Source organism: Paraburkholderia sp. PAMB 6770 (assembly GCF_057748135.1).
This window is the reverse complement of record NZ_CM173238.1, coordinates 2,041,863-2,064,159: the sequence shown is the minus strand read 5'-3', so window position 1 is coordinate 2,064,159 and position 22,297 is coordinate 2,041,863. Positions and strand designations below refer to the sequence as shown.

The following is a 22,297-nucleotide window of genomic DNA, read 5'->3' as shown; positions in this document are numbered from 1 at the left end:
GCCGTCCGCGACGGCTGCACGCGCTGCGCGAGCGAATCCTGCCAGCCGCGCGCAGGCGCGTCTGTGCGAGGGCGCACGCCGGCGCGGCAGCGCGCGCGCATGCCGGCCCGGCGTGTGCGGGCACGCATGCCAGCCCAGAGTGTGTGGGCACGCGTACAGAGACCGGCGCGCACGTTTGTTTAAATCCCGACAAATACCTGACACGGCGAGAGGGCCGCGTCCTTGTACGAGGATTTCCGATGACACCGGTCGTTTTCGACGGCTGTGCGGGCTGGCTGCATCCGGCAGACGGTCCGCACGGCGTCGTGTTGTGCAACCCGTTCGGCTATGACGCGCTGTGCACGCATCGCGGCTGGCGCGCGCTCGCGCAGCGGCTCGCCGACGCGGGGATGCCGGTGCTGCGGTTCGATTATCCGGGCACTGGCGATTCGGCCGGCTACGAAGAGGATCCGGGCCGCGTCGACGCGTGGCTCAACAGCATCGGCGCCGCGCTGCGCTTTCTGCGGCAGGCGAGCGGCGTGACCCGCGTGTCGCTGTGCGGGCTGCGCTTCGGCGCGACGCTCGCCGCGCTCGCGGCGCAGCGCGCGGGCGACGTGGACGGACTCGTGCTGCTTGCGCCGGCGCTGTCGGGGCGCAAGTATCTGCGCGAGTTGCGCGCGCACCGGCAGAACTGGCTGAGCACGCCCGCCGGCATCAATGCGATGCCGATTCCGGACGGGGCGGCCTACGTCGAGGCGTTCGGCTTCGGGCTGCATGGCGACGATATCGCGCGCGTCGGCGCGCTCGACCTGTTTGCCGATACCCGGCATCCCGCGCGCCGCGTGTATCTGTGCGACGCGGGCGAGCGGGCGCGCGCGGATGCGCTGGCGGACCAGTATCGCGCGCACGGCGTCGACGTGGCGCGCAGCGGGTTCGACGAAGCCGACCGCTTCATGCAGGAGGCGCTGTACAGCGTCGAGCCGGCCGATGCATTCGCAGCGCTCGTGCCGTGGCTCGCCGGCGCGCCGGACGCGGACGGCGATGCGCCGGAGCCGTTCGCCGCGCGGGCGCGCGCGGCGGCGTGGGCGCCGCCGCAGCAGCCTGTGCATGGCGCGCCGCCGCCGCGCCTGCGGCTGGCTGCCGCGCATGCGTTCGAGCAGCCTGTCGTGTTCGGCGCCTACTTTGGCGTGTACTGCGCGCCCGACGCGCCGGCCGCCGGTGCGCCGGCGGTGCTGTTCATCAACACGGGCGCGAGCTATCACATCGGCGATGGCCGCATCTTCGTGCTGTTCGCGCGCCAACTGGCCGCGCAGGGCATTGCGTCGCTGCGCATGGATCTGGGCGGACTCGGCGACAGCACGCCGCTCGCGTCGTCGGTCACGCTGGATACGATCTATTCGGACCAGTCGCGCACCGATGCGATGGCGGGCGCCGACTGGTTGTGCGCGCACGGACATCCGCGCATTGCCGCGTTCGGCGTTTGCGGCGGCGCGTTCAACGGCCTGCACGCGTGCGCGCATCATCCGGCGATCGTCGGCTGCTACGCGGTGAATCTGCAGAAGTTTGTCTGGGACGGCGCCGCACGCACGCCGGGTACCGCCGGTCTTGCCTCGACCCGCGTGTTGCGCCGCTCGGCGCTGAGCGCCGGGAAATGGCGGCGCGTGCTGCGCGGCGAAACCTCGCTGCGGCGCGTCGTGCATGGCCTCGCGCAACGGCTTGGCCGGCATCTGTTCCGGCGCGTCGCCGATCTGCTCGACGAGCGGTTCGGCGTGACGCTTGCACCGAACGAAGCGCGCCAGTTGCTGCAGCGGATCGATGCGAAGGGCGCCGAACTGCGCCTCGTGTTCGGCGACTACGATCTCGGGCTCGACGAAGCGAAGATCCAGTTCGGTGCGCAACTGCGCGGCTTGCGACGCTTTGCGCACGTGCAGGTCGCGACGCTGCCGCGGCTCGATCACGCGTTGTTCACGCGCGAAGCGCGCGAAGCGGCGATGGCCGACGCGCAGGCGTGGCTGCTCGCGCGCGTCGCGGCGGCGCCGCCCGCGCGCGGCGCCGTGCAGAAGGCGGCGGACGCGCCGGTGCCGGGGCGGCCGGTGGCGTCAACGGCGCCGGCCGTGTCCGATGCGCAGCCGGCGCGTGCTGCGTGGCTCGACCAGGCTTCATCGTGAGGAGGCCGGTTGTACCCGTGCGGGTTGAGCTGCCTGGTTTGCCTGAGCCGCCGCCTGCCGTGGGCCGGCGCGCACGGCAGGCGGCGGGCGTGCGGCACCGGCGGGCGCCGCGCTGTGACGCCGCACGGTTCGCGGCACAGCGGCACAGCGGCACAGCGGCACAGCGGCACAGCGGCACAGCGGCACAGCGGCACAGCGGCACAGCGGCACAGCGGCACAGCGGCACAGCGGCACAGCGGCACAGCGGCACAGCGGCACAGCGGCACAGCGGTACAGCGGTACAGCGGTACAGCGGTACAGCGGCACAGCGGCATAGCGGCATAGCGGCACAGCGATACAGCGCCATAGCAGCAGTGTGTGCGCACGTACAGAGGCGCGGGTGGGTGCTCTGGTTCAATGCGTCATGGATCGGCGCACGCACGGCGGTGTCGTTCGGGCGCAAGCCGGATGCGGGTGCGGACGGCCCAGCGCACGCGTCAGGGGGCGATACGCGATGCGCCAGCGCCGCGCCCACCGTGCGGTGCCGACGGCAGACGGCCTGTTGCGCACGCCTGCGCAGCGTATTCATATCATTGGGAGTGCATATGATTGCTCAGGACGATCTGGACCGGATCAATCGGGCTGCGTGGCAATCCGCGGATGCCAGCCGCGAGCTCGGTCCGCTCGAAAACTGGACCGACCCGGGCGAGCGCGCGGCGCTCGACTGGGTCGCCGCGCGGGTCGCCGGCGAGGCGATCCTCGATATCGGCGTCGGTCCGGGGCGCACGGTGCCGCTGCTCACGCGCCTCAGCGCGCGCTATACCGGCGTCGATTACACGGAAAAGCTGCTGGCGATCGCGCGCGCCAAATTTCCCGCCGCCGATCTGCGCTGGATGGACGCACGCGACATGTCGGCGTTCGCGGATGCGTCGTTCAGCCTCGTCGTGTTCAGCTTCAACGGCATCGACTGCGTGAATTACGCCGACCGCGAGCAGATCCTGCGCGAGATGTGCCGGGTGCTCAAGCCCGGCGGTCTCGCGCTGTTCTCGTCGCACAACCAGGACGGTCCCGGCTGCGGCCAGACGCTCTGGACGCTGATGCCGCGCTTCACCTTCAACCCCGCGAAGCTCGCGTGGCGCACGCTGCGCACGCTGCGGACGTTGCCGCTCGCAAGCTACAACTATGTGCGCAACTCGCGGCTGAACCAGCGCTTCGACGGCTATTCGGTGATGAATGCCGCCGCGCACCGCTTTGCGATCGTGATCGTCTACACGACGATTGCCGAGCAGCGCCGCCAGCTCGCGCAGACCGGCTTCGACCTGGAGGCCGTGTTCAGCAGCAAGGATGGCCGGCAACTCGATGCCTCCGACCCGACCGACGACACCTGGTGGTTTCACTTCGTCGCCCGCAAACCGCTGCCGGCCGGCGCGGCGCTGCAATGACGGCGGCGCGCGCAACGGGGGACCGGACAGCGCAGGGGCTGAGGCAGGGCCGGGCATGGGGGACGTGCCGGACGTGCTGGGCGTGCTGGACGTGCCGGACGTGCTGGACGTGCTGGGCGAGACACGCCAGGTGCGCGCGGCAGGCGTGGCGGCGTACCTGGTGGCAGACGGACGAGGGCAGGCAGTCCGGCCGGGCGGCCGCGGCGTGCGGCGAACGAGCGCCGGCCGCCGTCCGTGTTTTCGTGAACGCAGGGGGAGCATGCAGATGAACCATCCGGACCTGTCGGGGGCACTGGGGCGGGCGGCGGGCACGGTGTCCGCGTTCGCGACCACCGTGCAGCCCGTGATTCTCGCTGGCGGCTCGGGCACGCGCCTGTGGCCGCTGTCGCGCGAGCGCAGTCCGAAGCAGCTGATCGGCCTGATCGGCGACGATTCGCTGCTGGAGGCGACGCTGCGCCGGCTCGACGGCGTGTTCGACGCCGCGGACGACAGCGCGCCGGCGCCGCTGCGCACGTGCACGCCGCTCGTCGTCTGCAGCGAGGCGCTGCGTCTGCAGACCGTGGGGCGCCTCGCGCGCTCGGGCCGCGCCGCGCGCGTCGTGCTCGAACCGCTCGCGCGCAACACCGCGCCCGCGCTGACGGTGGCGGCGCTCGCCGCGCGCGCGGCCGGCACCGGCGACGGCGACGACCCGGTGCTCGTCGCGCTGCCCGCCGATCATCTGATCGCGGACCCGGCCGCGTTCGCGGCGGCGCTGCGCCAGGCGGTCGCGCACGCGGCGGGCGGTGCGATCGTCACGCTCGGGGTGCCGCCGCAGCGCGCCGAAACCGGCTACGGCTATATCCGCACCGGCGTCGCGCTCGGGCGGCATGGGGCGCGCGCGATCGAGCGCTTCGTCGAGAAGCCCGATCAGGAACTCGCCGGCCACTATGTCGCGAGCGGCGAGTACTGGTGGAACAGCGGGATGTTCGTCGTGCGCGCGTCGGTGTGGCTCGCCGCGCTCGCGCGCTGCCGTCCGGCGATCGCGGCGGCCTGCGAGGCGGCGTTCGCGCAGGCCGCGAGCGATCCCGACGGCACGCTGCATCTCGCGCACGCCGCGTTCGCCGCGTGCCCGTCCGATTCGATCGACTACGCGGTGATGGAGCACGTCGGCGCGGACAGCACGCTCGCCGGCGTGGTCGTGCCGCTCGCGGCCGGCTGGTCCGACGTCGGCGCGTGGGATGCGGTGTGGCAGGTGAGCGAGAAGGACGTGAACGGCAACGTCGCGCGCGGCCGGGTGCTGTTCGAGGGCGCGAGCGACAGCTATGCGCACTCGGACGGCCGCCTCGTCGCCTGCGTGGGCGTGAGCGGGGTGGTCGTCGTCGAGACCGCCGATGCGGTGCTGGTCGCGGCGAAGGATCGCGTGCAGGACGTGAAGGCCGTGGTCGGCCGGCTGAAGGCGGCGCATGACAGCGAGGTCGAGGAGCATCGCAAGGTGCAGCGGCCGTGGGGATGCTACGACTCGATCGATCGCGGCGAGCGCTTCCAGGTGAAGCGCATCGTCGTCGATCCGGGCGGGCGGCTCTCGCTGCAGATGCATCACCATCGCGCCGAGCACTGGGTCGTCGTGCGCGGCACCGCGCGCGTGACGCGCGGCGACGAGGTGTTCCTGCTGTCGGAGAACCAGTCGACCTACATCCCGCTCGGCGTCACGCACCGGCTGGAGAATCCGGGCAAGACGCCGCTCGAAATCATCGAGGTGCAATCGGGCAGCTACCTCGGCGAGGACGATATCGTGCGCTTTGACGACCAGTACGGCCGCGCCGCGGAGAGTCGCGATGAATGCCCGCGTCCTGCCGCCCGCTGACTGCGCGCCGCCGCGGCATGCCGCGTTCGACGAGCGCGCGCTGCGCTGCGCGCTCGGACGCTTCGCGACCGGCGTCGTGGTGATCTCGAACGGCAGCGGCGAGCGGCTGCATGCGATGACGGCCAACGCGTTCATGTCCGGCTCGCTCAGGCCGCCGCTCGTCGTCGTGTCGGTCGGCCAGCACGCGCGGATGCACGCGCGTCTGATGGACAGCGCGCTGTTCGGCGTGAGCGTGCTGACCGACGGCCAGGAGTCGCACAGCCGGCACTTCGCGGGCGATCTGCAGGCGGCGCTCGCGCCGCGCTTCGTCGAGTTTGCCGGGCTGCCCGGCGTCGCGCTGCTCGACCACGCGCTCGCGCGCTTTGCCGCGCGCGTCGTCGATCGCCATCCATGCGGCGACCACACGCTGTTCATCGGCGAGGTGCTCGGGTTCTCGCTCGACGACGCTGCGCCGCTGGTGTTTTTCGGCGGTCGCTATGCGTCGGTGGCGGGGCATCGTCCGGTGGCGGTGCGCTAAACAAGGCTGCGCGTTACAGGAACGAAACAATTCTTCAGAGGGAATACCCTGTCAGGACGTTTCCCAACTGGCGCAACCTTGACGAAGCTAGCAACGTAGTGTTTAACAGATGAAAGACTCGGCATGCCGGACATAACACGACACACGATCGCCCGGCCCGGCCGCGCGATGCGGGGAACACACTCGCTTCGGGGAGGTGTCATGGAACAGGCAAACAAGGAACGGTCGCTGGTCAGCAAGGTGATGGACGGACTCGTCACCGGTATCGTCGAAGAGAAGTATGGCGCCGTGCTGCCGCCGCAGGATGTGCTGTCGAAGGAATTCGACGTGAGCCGCACGGTGATGCGCGAAGCGCTGTCGATGCTGCTCGCGCGCGACATGCTCGACGTGCGGCCGAAAATCGGCACGCGCATCCGCGCGATGCGCGACTGGCGGATGATCGACGAGGACGTGGTCAACTGGCGCTTTCGCGCGAAACCCGATCCGGTGTTCATGCGCGACGTGATCGAGTTCCGCGCGCTGATCGAGCCGCGCGCGAGCGCGCTGGCCGCGACGCGCGCCAGCGCGACCGATCTCGCGGCGATCCGCGACGCGTTCAACGCGTTCCGCTCGCTGCGGCCCGGCGAACCGGGTTATCAGGCGGCCGACGAGCTGCTGCATACGCGCATCGTCGTCGCGAGCGGCAACCAGTTCTTCCAGCAGATGGCGGCGATCGTGCGCGGCGCGCTCGCGGCCGTGAATCCGATCGTCATCAGCCGGCACGAGACCTGGGAGACGATCGTCACGCAGCACGGCCGCGTGGTCGAGGCGATCGAGCGGCATGACGCCGGCGCCGCCGAAGCGGCATCGCTTGCGCTGATCGATTTCACGGTGGACGAACTCGGCGGCGCGTTCACGCTGGAGCGGCCCGTGCACGGCTGACGGCGCGCACACGGCGGCGATCGTGTGATGCACCGGGGGCCCGCCCAGGTCGTCGCCGGCCGCCGCAGCGCAGGAGGCGCGCGGCGCGCGCGGGCGTCTCTGCGGCACGCCGCGCGACAGGTCCGCTGCGCTGCGCGACAATAGCGCCCTCCCGCGACCGCATTTTCTGCTCATGCCAGACCCCCTGACTGCCGCATCCGGTACATCCGAAACAGCGGATGCAGCGGATGCATCCGCTGTTTCGTCCCGCCCGCTGCGCTGGGGCATCGTCGGCACCGGGCGGATCGCCCATCGATTCGCGCAGGGCCTCGCGCACGTGCCGCACGCGCAACTGGCGGCGAGCTGGTCGCGCCGGCCGGCGTCCGCGGCCGCGTTCGCACAGACGCATGGCGGCACGGCCTGCCCGAGCTTCGCCGCGTTGCTGGCGAGCGGCATCGACGCGCTCTATGTCGCGACGCTGCAGGACAGTCACGCCGACTACACGATCGCCGCACTCGATGCGGGTCTGCACGTGCTGTGCGAAAAGCCGGCGACGATCAACGCGGCGCAGCTCGAACGCGTGCTCGCTGCCGCGCAACGCAACGGGCGGCTTTTCATGGAGGCGATGAAGCCGCCGTTCTATCCGCTTTACCAGCGGTTGCGCGCGCATCTGGCCGCCGACCCGGTCGGCGACATCGGCTTCGTGCGCGCGGGCTATTCGAGCGCGACCGTGCCGCCCGATCATCCGTCGTTTTCGTATGCGCATGCGGGCGGCGCGCTGCTCGACATCGGCATCTACGCGCTCTTTCTCGCGGTCGACTGGCTCGGCGCGGCGCTTGACGTGCAGACGGCCGGGCGTCTCGGCGCGAGCGGCGTCGATACCTTTGCGAGCGTGCAGTCCCGCCATGAGCGCGGCATCGCGCAGCTGTTCTGCGGGCTCGACCTGCAGGGCCGCGGCGACGCGCTGCTGATGGGGCCGCTCGGCCACGTGACGATCCACGAAGGCTGGTGGAATCCGGCGCGCGCGACGATCCGCTACGCGGACGGACGGGTGGTCGAGCTGGAGGCGCCGTTCGAGGGCGGCGGCCTGAACTACGAGACCGCGCACTTTTGCGCGCTGATCCGCAGCGGCGCGCGCGAAAGCCCGCTGATGCCGCACGCAACGTCGCGGCAGATGATCCGGATGGCCGACGCCGCGCGCGCCGCGCTCGGGTTGCGCTTTCCCGGCGAGTGATGCGCTGTCCCCGCGCATGACGGCGCGCCTGACGCCGCGCATGACGCCGCGCTTGACGCCGCACGCCGCCGCGCGCGGACGGTGGTACGATCTGCCGCGCACGCGTCGCCGGTCGACGCGCGCGCGTTTCCGATACTTTGGGCAGGAGCGGTTTTCGATGCGGATGCTGAAAAAGGTGTGGCGCGACAACAAGGGGCTCGTCGCGTTTCTGGTGCTGATGGTGCTGTTTCGCAGCGCGATCGCCGACTGGAATGTCGTGCCGAGCGGTTCGATGCTGCCGACGATCCGTGAAGGCGACCGCATTTTCGTCGACAAGATGGCGTATGACCTGCGCGTGCCGCTCACGCACATCGTGCTCGTGCATCTGCATGATCCGCAGCGCGGCGACATCGTGACGATCGATTCGTCCGCCGCGCACGAACTGCTCGTGAAGCGGCTGATCGGCGTGCCCGGCGACGTGGTCGCGATGCGCGACAACGTGCTGCTCGTGAACGGCGTGCCGGCCGGCTACGCCAGCGCGCACGTCGCGCCGCTGCCCGCCGATGCGCAGATACCGGGCCGCTACCTGACCGAGCGCTTCGACGGCGTGTCGCATCTCGTGCGGCTCACGCCCGAGGCGCCGAGCCCGCGCAGTTCGTTCGGGCCGGTGGTGGTGCCGCCGGGCGAGTATCTGATGCTCGGCGACAATCGCGACGACAGCGCGGACTCGCGCTACTTCGGGTTCTTTCCGCGCAGCGAGCTGATGGGACGCACGCGTCGCGTCGCTTTTTCGCTGGATCCGCATCATGACGATTTGCCGCGGCTGCATCGCTTCGGCGCGCGGCTCGATGCGCCGGGCGCGGCCGGCTGAGGCGGGACGACCGGGCCGGGACAACTGAGGCGGGACAACTGAGGCGGGGCAACCGGGCCGGGCAACTGAGCCGGACAACCGGGCCGGACAACCGGGCCGGGACAACTGAGGCGGGACAACTGAGGCGGGACAACCGGGCCGGACAACCGGGCCGCGGCCATTGAGCCGGGGCAACGGGGCACGCTCAACCCCGCACGGCCAGCATGATGCCGCGCGCGTCAGGGCTGGCGCCGCGCGCCGCTCAGTGCCGTGTCGGCAGCGCGAGACGCCGTTCGTACCAGTGCTGGATCCATTCGAGCACCTGGCACAGCACCCAGTAGATCGCGGCGGCCGCGAGGTAGAGCGGCAGCGGCTGGAACGTCGACGCGATGATTTCCTGCGCGCTGCGCAGCAATTCGGTGACGGTGATCACGGACACGAGCGAGGTGTCCTTGATCAGGCTGATCAGGCTGTTCGACAGGCTCGGCACCGCGATGCGCAGCGCCTGCGGCGCAATCACGTAACGCAGCGTCTGGCGGCGCGACAGCCCGAGGCTATAGGCCGCGAGCCACTGGCCGCGATGGATGCCGAGGATCGCGCCGCGCATGCTCTCCGACAGATAGGCGGCGACGTTCGCCGATAGCGCGATCACCCCGGCAGGCGTCGGGTTGAGCGCGAGGCCGATGCTTGGCAGACCGTAGTAGATGACGAAAATCTGGACGAGCAGCGGCGTGCCGCGCATCACGCTGACATAGACGCGCGCGATCCAGTTCAGCGCGCGATTGTGGCTGATTCCCATCACGGCAAGCAGCGCGCCGCCGAGCAGCCCGAAGATCATCGACAGGACCGCGAACTTGACCGTGAGCACCGCACCCTGGGCGAGCACGGGAAGCGACTGGACGAGCAGGGTAGTAGTGGACATGGGCGATCGGTGGAGTGCGCAGCGAAGCGCACATCATAAACGGGTCCGGGGAGCGCGGCCATCGCGGCGGCCGGGCGGCGCGCCGCCTGTGCGCGCCGCCGGCGCAAAAGAAAAAGGCGGCATCGCGACGATGCCGCCCTGCGCTCATGCAAGCGAGCGTTACGGTTGCGGCGGACGCGTGACGTCGATGCCGAACCACTTGTCCGAAATCTTCGTGAACGTGCCGTCCGCCTCGAGCTGCGCCATCGCGTCGTCGATCGCTTTCTCGAACTTCGGATTGCCCTTGCGGAACGGAATGGCCGACGGCGTGCCGGTGCCGACGATCGCGCCGGTGCGCAGCGGCAGCGGCGAGGTCTTCAGCAGGTACGCGAGCATCAGGCGGTCGTTGAGCGCGGCGTCGAGGCGCCCGGCCGCGAGGTCGGCGAGATATTCCGGCGCGCCCGGGTAGGTCTTCACGTGGATGCCGGGCACGGCCTTCGCCATGTCCATATAGTTCGTGCCGAGGCCGACGCCGAGCTTCTTGCCCTTCAGGTCTTCGAGCGACTTGAACTGGCGCGGGTCGTCCTTGCGCTGGATCAGCTGCGCGGCCGAGTAGGTGTACGGCGTCGAGAAGTCGAGCACCTTCTTGCGCGCGTCGGTGACGCCGACCTGGTTCACGATCACGTCGAACTTGCCCGCCTGCAGGCCGGCAATGATCCCGCTCCATTCGGTCGTGATGAACACCGGCTTCACGCCGAGCTTCGCGGCGACCGCCTTCGCGATATCCACGTCGTAGCCGACCAGCTCGCCCGACGGCGCCTTCGAATCGAACGGCGGGAAGGTGCCTTCGAGACCGATGCGCAACGTGCCGCGCTGCTTGACCTGGTCGAGCAGGTCTTCGGCGTGGGCGGTGGCGGCGATCAGCGACGTGCCGATGACGGCCGCCGCGACGAGTTGCTTCAGAAAACCAGCTTTCATTCGGTGCCCTGTCGAGAAGTTCAGTGAACGGGGCCCGCCGTGCGGCGCCCCGACGCGGTGCAAGCTTAACAAAACAAACTATTGAAACTCAAATATTGTTTGTTTATGTCTATATTACTGGCCCTGCGCAGGCGCTGCCGTGCAGGTTAACCCGCGTGCGTATGCGCGAGCGCCTTCGCGCATTCGGCCACCAGCGCGGGGCCGCGATAGACGAAGCCGGTGTAGAGCTGCACGAGCGACGCGCCGGCGGCGAGCTTGGCGCGCGCGTCGTTGCCCGAGAAGATTCCGCCGACGCCGATGATCGGCACCGTGTCGCCCACTTCGGCGCGCAGCTTGCGGATCACCGCATTCGACGCGTCGAACACGGGCCGGCCCGACAGCCCGCCGGCTTCGTCCGCATGCGGCAGTCCGGCCACCGCGGTGCGCGAGAGCGTCGTGTTGGTGGCGATCACGCCTTCGAAGCGGTGGCGCAGCAGCGTGTCGGCGATGGCCTTGATCTGCTCGTCGTCGAGGTCCGGCGCGATCTTCAGCGCGAGCGGCACGAGCTTGCCGTGCAGGTCGGCGAGGCGCGCCTGCTTGTCCTTGAGCGCGGCGAGCAGCGCGTCGAGTTCGTGCGCGCCCTGCAACTGGCGCAGATTGCGGGTGTTCGGCGACGAGATGTTGATCGTCACGTAGCTTGCGAACGGATAGACGCGTTCGAGACAGTACAGATAGTCTTCGGCGGCGCGCTCGATCGGCGTGTCGGCGTTCTTGCCGATGTTCAGGCCGAGCACCCCGCGATAGCGCGCGGCCTGCACGTTCTTCACGAACTGGTCGACGCCGGCGTTGTTGAACCCCATCCGGTTGACGATGGCGCCCGCCTGCGGGAGCCGGAACATGCGCGGGCGCGGATTGCCCGGCTGCGCGCGCGGCGTGACCGTGCCGACCTCGATGAAGCCGAAGCCGAGCGCGGCGAGGCCGTCGATGCAGGCGCCGTCCTTGTCGAGCCCGGCGGCGAGGCCGACCGGATTGCGGAACGTGAGGCCCATCACGGTGCGCGGATCGTCCGGCACGCGCGCGGCGAGCGCGCCAGCCAGACCGGTGCGGCCGGCCGCGCCGAGCGCGCGCAGCGTCAGATGGTGAGCGTCTTCCGCGTCCATGCGAAAGAGCCGGGCGCGTACGAGCGGATAGAGGGAGCTGAGCACGGGAATGAGGCGGACCGCCGGAAATGGGAACCCGCTATTTTAGCGGCTTTGACGCGCGCTGCGAGAGGGGAAAGCGTGGCAGGGGGCCGGCGGAGCGGCGGCGGGTGGGCGGGCGGCGGCCGAAAGGCGTGAACGAAAAGCGCGGACGAAAGGCGTGAACGAGAAACGCGGACGAGAAACGCGGACGAATAGCGTGAACGAGAAACGCGGCCGCAAAGCAGGTGAGTCAGATCCGCACCGGGCCGCGCCGGCCGTGCATCGCCGTGTCGACGGGCGGCAACCCTGCCGCGGACGCGTCGAAAACCGACCACGCGCCGTCGATCAGCCCTTCGAGCGGCTGGAAACTGGCCTTGTACGCCATCTTGCGGCTTTCGCGAATCCAGTAGCCCAGGTAGATGTAAGGCAGCCGCAGGCTGCGCGCCTGCTCGATCTGCCAGCAGATGTTGTAGGTGCCGTAGCTCGCGTGCGGCTCGTCGGGATCGAAGAACGTGTAGACGGACGACAGCCCGTCGCCGAGGATGTCGATCATGCTGATCATGCGCAGGATGCCCCGCTCGCGCGGCGCGCCCGCGACGGGCTCGCGGAACTCGACCAGCCGCGAATTGATCCGGCTCTGCAGCAGGAACTGTTCGTACTGGTCGCGGCTGTCGCGGTCCATGCCGCCGCCCGCGTGGCGCGCCGACTGGTAGCGCATGTAGAGCACGTAGTGCTCCTCGTCGTAGTGCAGCGGCGCCACCGTGGCGACGAGGTTGCCGTGACGCTTCCAGACGCGCCGCTGCGTACGGTTCGGCGTGAAGCGCTCGACCGGCACGCGCACCGGCACGCACGCGCGGCAGCCGTCGCAGTAGGGGCGGTACGTGAAGACGCCGGAGCGCCGGAAGCCGGCCTTCACGAGGTCGGTGTAGACGTCGGAGTTGATCAGATGGCTCGGCGTGGCGACCTGCGAGCGCGCGACGCGGCCCTCCAGATAACTGCAGGGGTAGGGCGCCGTTGCATAGAATTGCAGCGCGGAAAGCGGTGACAGCGGCAGCTCGTTGGGGTGCGTCACGTTGGCAGCTCTCGAAGCGACTTCGGTTCCGGCAAGTGTCGGTCTGGGCCGCGACGCCTCACGCGGCGCGCGCGACGAGATCGTGCAGCACCGACTTGTCGAAGCGCCATGCGACCGGCGCGGCATCGACGCTCGCGCGCACATGCGCGACGAATGTCTTGCGCGCGATTTCGCGCCCGCCGAGCGACGCCAGATGCGACGTATTCTGCTGGCAGTCTATCATTTCTATCTGATGACGGCGCAGGTGCGCAACCAGCGCGGCGAGCGCGATTTTCGACGCATCGTTCACGCGCGCGAACATCGATTCTCCGTAGACCATCCGGCCGAATGCGACGCCGTAGAGGCCGCCCACGCGCTTGCCGTCGTGCCAGCTTTCGATGCTGTGCGCGTGGCCCATCCGGTGCAGCGTGCAGTAGGCGTCGACGACGTCCGCGGTGATCCACGTGCCGCGCTGGCCGTGCCGCGGCGCCTGCGCGCAGGCGTGCATGACCGCGGCGAAATCGTGGTCGACGCGGATCTCCCACGCGTCGTCGCGCAGCACGCGCCGCAGCGTCTTGCGCAGCGACGGCGACACCTTGAACTCGGCGGGCCGCAGGATCATGCGCGGGTCGGGGCTCCACCACAGCACCGGCTGACCGTCCGAGTACCACGGGAAGATGCCGCGCCGGTACGCGTCGATGAGGCGCGACGGCAGCAGGTCGGCGCTCGCCGCGAGCAGCCCGGGTGCGCCGCTCGCGGCGCCGAGCGCGCGCTCGACGGACGGGAACGGATCGTCAGGGCCAAGCCAGGGAACCATGCGCGGCGCCGTTTAGCCTTCGCGCAGCGAACGGAAGATGTCGCCGGTATGCAGGCCGAAGCTGCCCGCGACGCGGTCGGCAAAGAAAAAACGCAGGGTCTGGCCGACGGTCGGAAACGCGATGTCGTCCCACGGAATCTCGTGTTCGTCGAACAGCCGCACTTCGAGGCTTTCGGTGCCGGCCTCCACCTCGAGATCGAGCAGCCGGGCGAGGTAGAACAGATGCACCTGGTGCACGTGCGGCACGTTCAGCAGCGAGAACAGGCTCTGCACCTCGACGCGCGCGCCGGCCTCCTCGAGCGTCTCGCGCGAGGCGGCCTCCGCCGTCGTCTCGCCCATCTCCATGAAGCCTGCCGGCAGCGTCCAGTAGCCGTAGCGCGGCTCGATCGCGCGGCGGCACAGCAGCACCTTGTCTTCCCAGACGGGAACCGTGCCGACCACGTTGCGCGGATTCTGGTAGTGCACGGTGCCGCATTCGGCGCACACGAAGCGCTCGCGATTGTCGCCCGGCGGAATGCTCAGGCTGACCGTGTGGCCGCAGACAGAACAGAATTTCATAGGGAGGGGGCTGGAGAGTGTAACCGGAGTGTATCACCGGGCAGGCGGCGGGGACGGCGACGGCCGGGCGCGCGGTTCGCGTCCGCCGGGACGCGGGCAGGGCCGCCGCGATGAGCCGGCGCGCCCGCGCGGGGAGCGCGCCATGCCGGGGCGCGCAGGCACGGGGTCCGACACGCATGACGACAGACGGAATGCCGGGCCGCACCAGATATTATGGACTCCTGTGCATAGTCCGGGACACGGACGCGTGGACGAACGCACCCGCGCCCGGTGGCCGGGCGGGCCGCGTAAGGAGTGAGCGGGACAGGCGAGACGCACGGGCGCCAGAAAAGCAAAAAGGGTTACACGCGAATGCGTTGTAACCCTTTGCTTTGTATGCTGGTTGCGGGGGTAGGATTTGAACCTACGACCTTCGGGTTATGAGCCCGACGAGCTGCCAGACTGCTCCACCCCGCGTCCGTTGAAGCTGAAATTATAGAGTGCTTCGCATCCGGGTGCAAGCCCCCTTTTCAAGAAAGGGGCCAGCCGTGCGCCGAGGGCGCATTCAGCCAGATGCGCGTCGCCTCGCGCGAAGCGCCGGCGCGCACCGCTGCGCTAGAATCCGCTTTCGTTTCGCGCCATCGGGCATGCGCGGCTGCGTGTCCGGTTGCGTGGCTGCGTTTTCTTCCCGCCCCACGCCTATGAACATCGCTCTCGATCTGCCGTCGATCCCCGTTCAGCAACGTCCGTGCGCGCTTGCGCCGGTCGGCGCGGCGCGCGCGTCGCAACCCGAGTGGCTGCCGCCGCTCGTCGAGGCGGACTGCGCGCGGCCCGCTCACGCCTGCAGCGCGCGTGCATTCGCGACGGTCTGACGGAATGCGTATGCCCGCCTACCTGCTGCTCGCCATCGCGATTGTCGCGGAGGTCGTCGCCACGTCGGCGCTGCGTGCCTCCGATGGCTTTTCGCGCTGGCTGCCCGCGACGGTCGTCGTGATTGGCTACGGTCTCGCGTTCTACTGTCTGTCGCTCACGTTGCGCAGCATCCCGGTCGGCATCGTTTATGCCATCTGGTCGGGCGCCGGCATTGTGCTGATCAGCCTCGTCGCGCTGGTGCTGTACCGGCAGGTGCCGGATCTGCCGGCGATCATCGGTCTCGGGCTGATCATTGCCGGGGTCGTCGTGCTGAACCTGTTCTCGAAGATGCAGGCACACTGACCGCGCGCACGCCAGACACGCCGGGCACGCCAGGCACGGTGCGCCGGGCGCGAGTACGCGAGTACCATAGGCGGACAGTGCGGCGCAGCCGCGCCTGTCGACGGATTTCCCCGCGAGGTCATCATGGATATTCGCTTTCTGGCGGATGCGCCTGCCTGTCGCGCGTCCAATCTGACCGTCGTATTTCGCGCGCTGGTGGATGGCGAAACCGTGCCGTGCGCGATCTCGGTCGAAGCGCTCGAAGACCATTTCGGCGCGTGCGTCGAAGACCGCGACGGCTGGATGCGCGCCTTCGACGCAGGCCGCGTGCAGATCGAGGCGGTGGCGCGCGAGCATCTGCAGATCAGCCAGGGCCATCCGGTGCTGCTCAGAAGCGGGCATTTTCCGCCGGGCCCGCTCGCCCACTGACGCGCGACGCGGGCGCGCACGGCGCGCGTCCGCTGGCGTGCGCGTATGTCGCCTGCGCGCACGCGGCCTGCGCCGCGCGGGCCGCGGCGGCGCAGGCAATCCGGACCCGGCCGCCGCGCTCAGGCATGGCGCCGTGCCGCCGGCGCCGGTGCCGGTTCTGCGGCCGCGCAAGCCGCATCGCGCGCGGCCGCATACGAGGCGCGGATGCCGGCGTCGTAGGGCGTTTTCTTCACCGGTCCGATCAGGCCCTGCAGGCGGCTGTCGTCGAGCACGAGCGGCTCGGTCATCAGGTAGTTCATCTCGACCAGTTCGCGCATCAGGGGGCTGAACAGGCCGAACGCGCGCAGCATCGGCTTGCTGGCGACCCGCAGCTTCGGCTTGCGTCCCGCAAGCGCATACGCGCGCGCCGCGACCTCGCGTTGCGTGATGGTCCCCACGCCGGCCAGATGCAGGCAACCGCCGAACGCGGCCGGCGTGCGCGTGAGCGTTTCGACCACCGGCCCGACGTCCGGGACGAACACGAACTCGTGCGGCCTGTCGAGCGGGCCGAGCATCTGCGCGCGCGTGCCGCGCGCCGCGCCGGCGAACGCGCCGTGCAGCAGGCTGCGCTCGACGCCCGGGCCGTAGAAGTCGGGCAGGCGTAGCACCAGCGTCGCGAGGCCGTGGCGGCCATGCGCGTCGAGCACGAGATTTTCCTGCGCGAGGCGCATTTGACCCTTGAACGTGTGCGGCTCGCGCGGATGACGCTCGTCGACCGGATTGCCGCGCGAGCGGCCGTACGGATAGACGGTGCCGATCAGGATCAGCTGCTCGACGCCTGCTGCGACGAGGCCGTCGAGCGTTTTCTGCATCAGTTGCGGATGAAGCGCGAACTGGTCGTACGGCACGCCGACCAGGTAGATCGCGGTGTGCAGCCCCCGGGCCGCGGCCGCGACCGAAGCCGGCTCATCGGGGTTCCACGTGACGATTTCCGCGCCGCGCGCCTGGCCGAAGGCCGCTTCGAGCGCCGCGCGCGAGCGGCCGATCGCGCGATACGGACGGCCGGCGGCGTCGAACGCCGCGGCCACGCTTTGACCGATGGCGCCCGCTGCGCCGAGCAGCCCCACCTTTGCTGCCTGTTCTGCCTGCCCCATGATGCCTCCGTGAAGGACCGATCGAAACGGACACGCTGCGCACCGCCTCGATGATTGACGAATATTTAATGAACACTGTTCACTGAACGATGTTCAGTTTAATTTGACTTTTCAGTTTGTCAATCCGAAAATGTGTTCCATGGGAATCGCTGAACGAAAGACTCGCCAGAAGCAGGCGTTGCGCGGCCGCATCCTCGACGCCGCGCGTCGCATCGTGATCGACGAAGGTTTTGCGGCGCTGTCGATGCGCAAGATCGCCGACGCGATCGAATACTCGCCGGCTACGCTGTACCTGCACTTCGCGAGCCGCGACGAGATCGCGCGCGCGCTGTGCACCGAGGGCTACGCGCAGTTGCTCGAATGCTTTGCGCCGCTCGCGCAGATCGCGGATCCCGCTGCGCGGCTGCGCGCGTTCGCGCACGCTTACGTCGGCTTCGGCGTGGCGCATCCGCAGACCTACCGGCTCATTTTCATGGAGGATCCGACCTACACGGGCGCAGCGCTCGCGCCGCCGTCCGGCGGCGCGCAGCACGACGTGTCGGGCGACGCGGCGATGCAACTGCTGACCGAGGCGCTCGATGCGCTGAAAGCACAGCGGCGGCTGCCGGCGTTGCCGTCCGCGGTGCTTGCCGAGGCCTTGTGGGCGACCGTGCACGGGATCGTCGCGCTGAATCTGACGTGTCCGGTCTTTCCGTCCGCGCCGCTCGACAGCGTCGTCGATGCGGCGCTCGACGCGTGGGTGGGCGCGCGCGGCGCGGCCGACGCGCCGCCCCCGGCCACCGCTGCACCGGCGCGCCCGCGTGCGCGGCGCGCGGCAAAGCAGAAGGTCGCGGCTGCGTGATAAGGTTCAGGCTCTGTCCGACCACCGCCTCGTGATGCGTTCCGTCATGTCTACTTCCGAATCAAGCGGCGTCGGCGACGAAGTGTCGACCTTCGTCGTCAACGGGATTGGTTTTATCCAGCTGCAACGTCCGAAGGCGCTCAACGCGCTGTCAACGGGCATGATCCGCGCGATGCACGCCGCGCTCGACGCCTGGCGCAGCGATCCGCGGGTGCTGGCCGTGGTGCTGCGCAGCGAGCACGCGCGCGCGCTGTGCGCGGGCGGCGATATCCGCTTCCTGTACGACACGTTCCAGCGGGACGATCGCGCCGCGCGCGATACGTTCTTTATCGACGAGTATCGCCTCAACCACGCGATCTTCACCTATCCGAAGCCGTATATTGCGCTGATGCACGGCATCGTGATGGGCGGCGGCATGGGAATCTCGCAGGGCGCGCGTCGCACCGGCGGGCTGCGCGTCGTGACGGACTCGACTCGCATGGCGATGCCGGAGACACGCATCGGCCTGTTTCCGGATGTGGGCGCGGGCTGGTTTCTCGCGCGTACGCCGGGCGCGCTCGGCCGCTATCTCGCCGTGACCGGCGAGACGATTGGCGCGGCCGACGCGCTCTATGCCGGCCTCGCGGACGCATACCTCGACGACGCGGCGCTGCCTGCGCTCGTCGACGCGCTGCACGGCGAAACCTTCGCGAGCGGTGCGGATGTGGTGGCCTGCGTCGCGCGCGCAGCGGCCGCGCACAAGGTCGTGCCGACGCCGGATACGTCGACGCTCGCCCGCGCGCGTGCGTTCATCGACCAGCATTTCGCGTGGCCCCGGCTCGCGCAGATCGAGGCCTCGCTGATGAGCGCGCAATCCGGCTGCGACGCAAACGAATGGGCTGCGCAGACGTTGGCCGTGCTGCACGACCGCTCGCCGCTGTCGATGGCGGTGTCGCTCGATGTGGTGACGCGCGCGGAAGGATCGATGGCCGAATGCCTGCGGCGCGACCTCGATCTGACGCGCACGAGCTTCGAGCGCGGCGACGTCGTCGAAGGCATCCGCGCGCGGATCATCGACAAGGACAACGCGCCACGCTGGCGCTTTGCGCGCATGGCGGACGTGGGGGCGGAGGAGGTCGCGCACATGTTCGAGAGCGCGTGGCCGCCCGCGGAGCATCCGCTGCGCGACCTGGAAGGGTGATCGCGCGGCGCCGGCGCGCGCCGCGCATGCGACACGAATGGCCGCGGGGATGACGCTTATGCGTCGTCGTCCGCGCTCATGAAGGCGCGCATGAAGACGAGCGCGCCCCATCCCCACATGGCGTTGGCCGCGAAGTTGACGCTGAGGCGCGGCAGCATGTTGCCGCTCGGCCAGATGCCGCGCAGCGGATCGACGACGAACAGGCTGGCCGCGGTCAGGACGATGCCGCCGAACACGAACGCCTGTACCCACGGCGCCCGGCGCTCGGGCGACACGCGCAGCAGCCACGCCATCAGGATGGCCCAGACGGCGCCCCAGAGGCCATTTTCGAGGAATTCGGGCAGACCGAGCGGTAGAAAGGGCGCGGTCGAAAAGCCGGTGGGGGTGATCAGTCCGGCCGCGTGCAGCAGCGCGAGGGTCGATTCGCGAAAGAACAGCGAAGCGAGAAAGCCGGACAGCAGCGGCAACAGAATCTTTTGCATGCGGGCAGTGCGAGAGGCCGGGGCGCGAGTTCGAAGCCGCTGGCCGGGTTAGCGGAGGACGGCGTCATTATATCGGCGGCGCGTGGGGTTTCGGCGTTCGCGGATGCGTTGACAGGCGCGAGGCAGCAGGCCGAAAGTCCCGTGAAAGTATGGCGGGCGGATTGGTGTGTGTTGCGGTTGTACGGCGGGACAGGTTCGGAGCGGGCGGTTTGGCAGGTTGGGAAGGACTGCGAATCAATGTACGTTCCAGGAACGGCTGTGCATTGTTTTGTTCTTCCATTATTCGCCTGCTTGGGGGCTTGTGCGGCGCCGCGGCAATGGGTGCACGCGCGTCGGCTGCGGCGCAAAGCAAAAAGCCCAGTCGTGGCGACTGGGCTTTTCACGTCAATTCTCTGGGGTGGCTGATGGGACTCGAACCCACGACGACAGGAATCACAATCCTGGACTCTACCAACTGAGCTACAGCCACCACTGTCTTCACCGATCCGCGTGCCTGTGAGTGCGCCGCCGATCGAGAAGCGAGATTATACAAACTGTATTTTCGTTTGCCTAGCCCTTTATTCAAACATTTCGGCGGGATCGCGAAGAAGATGCTGCCGCGCCTCGTCGAAGATCGCGAGGTCGCGCGCGGCCAGCTTGCGGCTGTCGGACAGCACGCGCCGCCAGCCGCGCGCCCCGGCCGTGCCGCGGTAGAGCCCGAGCGCATGGCGGGTGATCGCGCCGAGATAGGTGCCGCGCGCAAGCTCCGTCGCGCAGTAGGCGACCAGTTGCGCTTCGACCTGTTCCCGCGTGGGCGCGGATTGCGCCGCGCCGTAAAAGCGGGCGTCGACATCGGCCAGCACGTACGGGTTGTGATACGCCTCGCGTCCGAGCATCACGCCGTCGACGTGCTGCAGGTGCGCGTCGACTTCGTCCAGCGTCCGGATGCCGCCGTTGATGACGATCTCCAGCTGCGGAAAATCCTGCTTCAACCGGTACGCGTAGTCGTATTTGAGCGGCGGAATCTCGCGGTTCTCTTTCGGACTGAGGCCTTTGAGGATCGCATTGCGCGCATGCACGATGAACACCGTGCAGCCGGCCTGTGCAATCGTGCCGACGAAGTCGCGCACGAACGCGTACGTATCCACCGCGTCGACGCCGATCCGGTGTTTCACCGTGACCGGTATCGACACCGCGTCGCGCATCGCCTTCACGCAGTCGGCGACGAGTGGCGGCTCCTTCATCAGGCACGCACCGAACGCGCCGCGCTGCACCCGTTCCGACGGGCAGCCGCAGTTCAGGTTGATCTCGTCGTAGCCCCAGCGTTCGCCGAGCTTCGCGCATTGCGCGAGGTCGTCCGGTTCGCTGCCGCCCAGTTGCAGCGCGAGCGGCGCTTCGGCCGGCGTGAACGCCAGATGCCGCGCCACGTCGCCGTGCAGCAGCGCGCCGGTGGTCACCATCTCGGTGTAGAGCCACGTGTGGCGCGACACCATCCGGTGCAGCGAACGGCAGTGGCGATCGGTCCAGTCCATCATCGGCGCCACGCTGACGCGGCGGGGGCTGGCGGGGAGGGCGTGAGGCATGGCAACGGCCTGGCGGCTCAAGGGAGGCAAACGCACGATTTTACCGCAAGCCGCCGCGTTCCCCCGTGCCTTGCGCGCATCTGCCCGGCAGCGGGCCACCCGCAAGAGGGCGCTGGAAACCCATTTCGCGACCACTTGCGCATCCCGACCCTAATGTTCCCCTTGATGGGCAAGGGATCGTCGAATTGTTTCAAAAGTCGGAATAGTAATTTCGATGTATCGGCACAAATATTCGATAGTAAGGGAATACACTTAGCCCATCGACGTTGCACCTTCACCTGCTCGTGAGACCGCAACGTGTTCCTGTAACGATGTTCAAAACGAATATTGGAGTGATGATCATGAAGACCAAGCTTGTTGCCGCCCTGCTTATTGCTGCTTCCGCCGCGGTTGCCGCGCCTGCCTTTGCCAGCGGTTACGGTCCGGCGCCGTTCTATCGTCCGGCCGTCGGCGCGCCCGCGTCGCAGCAAGGCCAGAACGCGCAAACCGTCGCGGCCGAGCACGCGGCGCCGGCTGACAGCGCATACGGCGGCGTGAAGCTGCATTCGAGCGAATCGGGCGCGCGCCAGAGCGCAAACGGTCCGCAATCGGTGTTTTTCGGCCAGTAAGTCGGGCTGTCAGGCGGGTTGCGGCGGCCACATGCGGCCGGGAAGCCAGCTTCACTGAACGCCTGAACGCGCGAACGCCGGAGTGCACGGGATCGACCCGCGCGCTCCGGCGTTTGTGCATCCGCACCACCCGCGCACCACGCGCGCACGATCGCCGCGTCGCGGTGCGCTAATCCGCACGAAGTGTCTGCCACTGTCCGCAGGCGCGGCCATCAGGCCGGGGCTCAATCGCAGTCGGCCTCGCGCAGATAACGCTCGCCGTGGCGGGTAATTTCGACGTCCCCGCTCGCCGATTCGGCCACGAGTTCCAGACCCAGCAACTGCGCAGCAATGTCCGGTGCGAGCGCGGGCGCGGCCTGACCCACGCCCACCTCGTTTAGCCGTCGCAAAGCCTCAAGCGCTTCAGGACTCAACGAATTCGACATGGAGGCCTCCCTCTTGCTTGCCTGTTCATCGTAGCACTTCCGCTCAACCGCTCACCGGGCGATCGGCGTCCCTCCGCGCGATGGCTCACGCGCGCGTCGACGTGTCCG

At 69.0% G+C, this 22,297-nt stretch carries 23 protein-coding genes and 2 tRNA genes; 13 read left to right on the top strand and 12 right to left on the bottom strand.

Annotated elements, in window-relative coordinates; translation table 11 throughout:
* Window positions 1-239 precede the first annotated feature (239 nt).
* The 7 genes from AC3AP7_RS09410 (at window position 240) to lepB (ending at window position 8,912) form a co-directional block, all read left to right on the top strand.
* On the top strand, window positions 240-2,147 hold the full coding sequence (locus AC3AP7_RS09410) for an alpha/beta hydrolase family protein (RefSeq protein ID WP_475763704.1): 1,908 nt from the start codon (window positions 240-242) through the stop codon (window positions 2,145-2,147).
* Between the two features lie 584 nt (window positions 2,148-2,731).
* Entirely contained in the window at window positions 2,732-3,568 is an 837-nt protein-coding gene (locus AC3AP7_RS09405; RefSeq protein ID WP_475763706.1) for a class I SAM-dependent methyltransferase, read from the top strand.
* Window positions 3,569-3,833: 265 nt separating this feature from the next.
* Window positions 3,834-5,411, top strand: a complete 1,578-nt coding sequence (locus AC3AP7_RS09400; RefSeq protein ID WP_475767998.1) for a mannose-1-phosphate guanylyltransferase/mannose-6-phosphate isomerase — start codon at window positions 3,834-3,836, stop codon at window positions 5,409-5,411.
* The gene (locus tag AC3AP7_RS09395) at window positions 5,383-5,928 is read left to right on the top strand and encodes a flavin reductase family protein (protein WP_475763708.1); all 546 of its coding nucleotides are present in this window, start codon (window positions 5,383-5,385) and stop codon (window positions 5,926-5,928) included. The genes AC3AP7_RS09400 and AC3AP7_RS09395 overlap by 29 nt, the downstream gene beginning before the upstream one ends.
* A gap of 201 nt (window positions 5,929-6,129) precedes the next feature.
* Window positions 6,130-6,849, top strand: a complete 720-nt coding sequence (locus AC3AP7_RS09390; protein WP_475763710.1) for a FadR/GntR family transcriptional regulator — start codon at window positions 6,130-6,132, stop codon at window positions 6,847-6,849.
* A 172-nt stretch (window positions 6,850-7,021) separates the two neighbouring features.
* Entirely contained in the window at window positions 7,022-8,062 is a 1,041-nt protein-coding gene (locus tag AC3AP7_RS09385; RefSeq protein WP_475763712.1) for a Gfo/Idh/MocA family protein, read from the top strand.
* 157 nt (window positions 8,063-8,219) lie between these two features.
* On the top strand, window positions 8,220-8,912 hold the full coding sequence (lepB, locus tag AC3AP7_RS09380) for a signal peptidase I (RefSeq protein ID WP_475763714.1): 693 nt from the start codon (window positions 8,220-8,222) through the stop codon (window positions 8,910-8,912).
* A gap of 241 nt (window positions 8,913-9,153) precedes the next feature.
* Here lepB and AC3AP7_RS09375 read toward each other — a convergent pair whose 3' ends face one another.
* From AC3AP7_RS09375 to AC3AP7_RS09345, 7 genes are all read right to left on the bottom strand, one after another.
* Complete coding sequence (locus AC3AP7_RS09375; RefSeq protein ID WP_475763716.1) at window positions 9,154-9,813, bottom strand: amino acid ABC transporter permease; 660 nt, start codon at window positions 9,811-9,813, stop codon at window positions 9,154-9,156.
* 159 nt (window positions 9,814-9,972) lie between these two features.
* Window positions 9,973-10,770 carry a cystine ABC transporter substrate-binding protein gene (locus tag AC3AP7_RS09370; protein ID WP_475763718.1) on the bottom strand — a complete coding sequence of 266 codons (798 nt, stop codon included), beginning with the start codon at window positions 10,768-10,770 and terminating at the stop codon, window positions 9,973-9,975.
* A gap of 146 nt (window positions 10,771-10,916) precedes the next feature.
* A complete protein-coding gene (locus tag AC3AP7_RS09365) occupies window positions 10,917-11,954 on the bottom strand; it encodes a quinone-dependent dihydroorotate dehydrogenase (protein WP_475763720.1) in 1,038 nt (345 codons plus the stop codon).
* Window positions 11,955-12,180: 226 nt separating this feature from the next.
* Window positions 12,181-13,002, bottom strand: a complete 822-nt coding sequence (locus AC3AP7_RS09360) for an arginyltransferase (RefSeq protein ID WP_475763722.1) — start codon at window positions 13,000-13,002, stop codon at window positions 12,181-12,183.
* Window positions 13,003-13,060: 58 nt separating this feature from the next.
* Window positions 13,061-13,798 carry a leucyl/phenylalanyl-tRNA--protein transferase gene (aat, locus tag AC3AP7_RS09355; protein WP_475763724.1) on the bottom strand — a complete coding sequence of 246 codons (738 nt, stop codon included), beginning with the start codon at window positions 13,796-13,798 and terminating at the stop codon, window positions 13,061-13,063.
* 12 nt (window positions 13,799-13,810) lie between these two features.
* Window positions 13,811-14,356, bottom strand: a complete 546-nt coding sequence (locus AC3AP7_RS09350) for an NUDIX hydrolase (RefSeq protein WP_475763726.1) — start codon at window positions 14,354-14,356, stop codon at window positions 13,811-13,813.
* Window positions 14,357-14,735: 379 nt separating this feature from the next.
* A tRNA-Met gene (locus AC3AP7_RS09345) sits at window positions 14,736-14,812 on the bottom strand.
* Window positions 14,813-15,036: 224 nt separating this feature from the next.
* Between AC3AP7_RS09345 and AC3AP7_RS09340 the strand changes: the two genes are divergently transcribed.
* From AC3AP7_RS09340 to AC3AP7_RS09330, 3 genes are all read left to right on the top strand, one after another.
* Window positions 15,037-15,207, top strand: a complete 171-nt coding sequence (locus AC3AP7_RS09340) for a hypothetical protein (RefSeq protein WP_475763728.1) — start codon at window positions 15,037-15,039, stop codon at window positions 15,205-15,207.
* A 10-nt stretch (window positions 15,208-15,217) separates the two neighbouring features.
* A complete protein-coding gene (locus tag AC3AP7_RS09335) occupies window positions 15,218-15,550 on the top strand; it encodes a DMT family transporter (RefSeq protein ID WP_475763730.1) in 333 nt (110 codons plus the stop codon).
* Between the two features lie 123 nt (window positions 15,551-15,673).
* On the top strand, window positions 15,674-15,958 hold the full coding sequence (locus tag AC3AP7_RS09330) for a DUF1488 family protein (RefSeq protein ID WP_475763732.1): 285 nt from the start codon (window positions 15,674-15,676) through the stop codon (window positions 15,956-15,958).
* Window positions 15,959-16,077: 119 nt separating this feature from the next.
* Here AC3AP7_RS09330 and AC3AP7_RS09325 read toward each other — a convergent pair whose 3' ends face one another.
* On the bottom strand, window positions 16,078-17,091 hold the full coding sequence (locus tag AC3AP7_RS09325; RefSeq protein WP_475763734.1) for an NAD-dependent epimerase/dehydratase family protein: 1,014 nt from the start codon (window positions 17,089-17,091) through the stop codon (window positions 16,078-16,080).
* Window positions 17,092-17,230: 139 nt separating this feature from the next.
* Here AC3AP7_RS09325 and AC3AP7_RS09320 point away from each other — a divergent pair, with 139 nt between their 5' ends.
* On the top strand, window positions 17,231-17,932 hold the full coding sequence (locus AC3AP7_RS09320; RefSeq protein WP_475763736.1) for a TetR/AcrR family transcriptional regulator: 702 nt from the start codon (window positions 17,231-17,233) through the stop codon (window positions 17,930-17,932).
* A gap of 46 nt (window positions 17,933-17,978) precedes the next feature.
* On the top strand, window positions 17,979-19,112 hold the full coding sequence (locus AC3AP7_RS09315; RefSeq protein ID WP_475768000.1) for an enoyl-CoA hydratase/isomerase family protein: 1,134 nt from the start codon (window positions 17,979-17,981) through the stop codon (window positions 19,110-19,112).
* Window positions 19,113-19,168: 56 nt separating this feature from the next.
* Here the strand turns inward: AC3AP7_RS09315 and AC3AP7_RS09310 are convergent, their stop codons facing one another.
* The 3 genes from AC3AP7_RS09310 to dusA all read right to left on the bottom strand — a co-directional run bounded on the left by AC3AP7_RS09310 (window position 19,169) and on the right by dusA (window position 21,156).
* Window positions 19,169-19,594, bottom strand: coding sequence for a hypothetical protein (locus AC3AP7_RS09310; RefSeq protein WP_475763738.1), 426 nt, complete (start codon window positions 19,592-19,594; stop codon window positions 19,169-19,171).
* A 393-nt stretch (window positions 19,595-19,987) separates the two neighbouring features.
* Window positions 19,988-20,063: transfer RNA gene (locus AC3AP7_RS09305), tRNA-His, on the bottom strand.
* Between the two features lie 88 nt (window positions 20,064-20,151).
* Complete coding sequence (dusA, locus tag AC3AP7_RS09300) at window positions 20,152-21,156, bottom strand: tRNA dihydrouridine(20/20a) synthase DusA (protein ID WP_475763740.1); 1,005 nt, start codon at window positions 21,154-21,156, stop codon at window positions 20,152-20,154.
* A gap of 341 nt (window positions 21,157-21,497) precedes the next feature.
* On the opposite strand from dusA, the gene AC3AP7_RS09295 reads away from it, so the two are divergent.
* Window positions 21,498-21,764, top strand: coding sequence for a hypothetical protein (locus tag AC3AP7_RS09295; protein ID WP_475763742.1), 267 nt, complete (start codon window positions 21,498-21,500; stop codon window positions 21,762-21,764).
* Between the two features lie 224 nt (window positions 21,765-21,988).
* Here the strand turns inward: AC3AP7_RS09295 and AC3AP7_RS09290 are convergent, their stop codons facing one another.
* On the bottom strand, window positions 21,989-22,189 hold the full coding sequence (locus AC3AP7_RS09290) for a hypothetical protein (RefSeq protein ID WP_475763744.1): 201 nt from the start codon (window positions 22,187-22,189) through the stop codon (window positions 21,989-21,991).
* Between the last annotated feature and the right edge of the window lie 108 nt (window positions 22,190-22,297).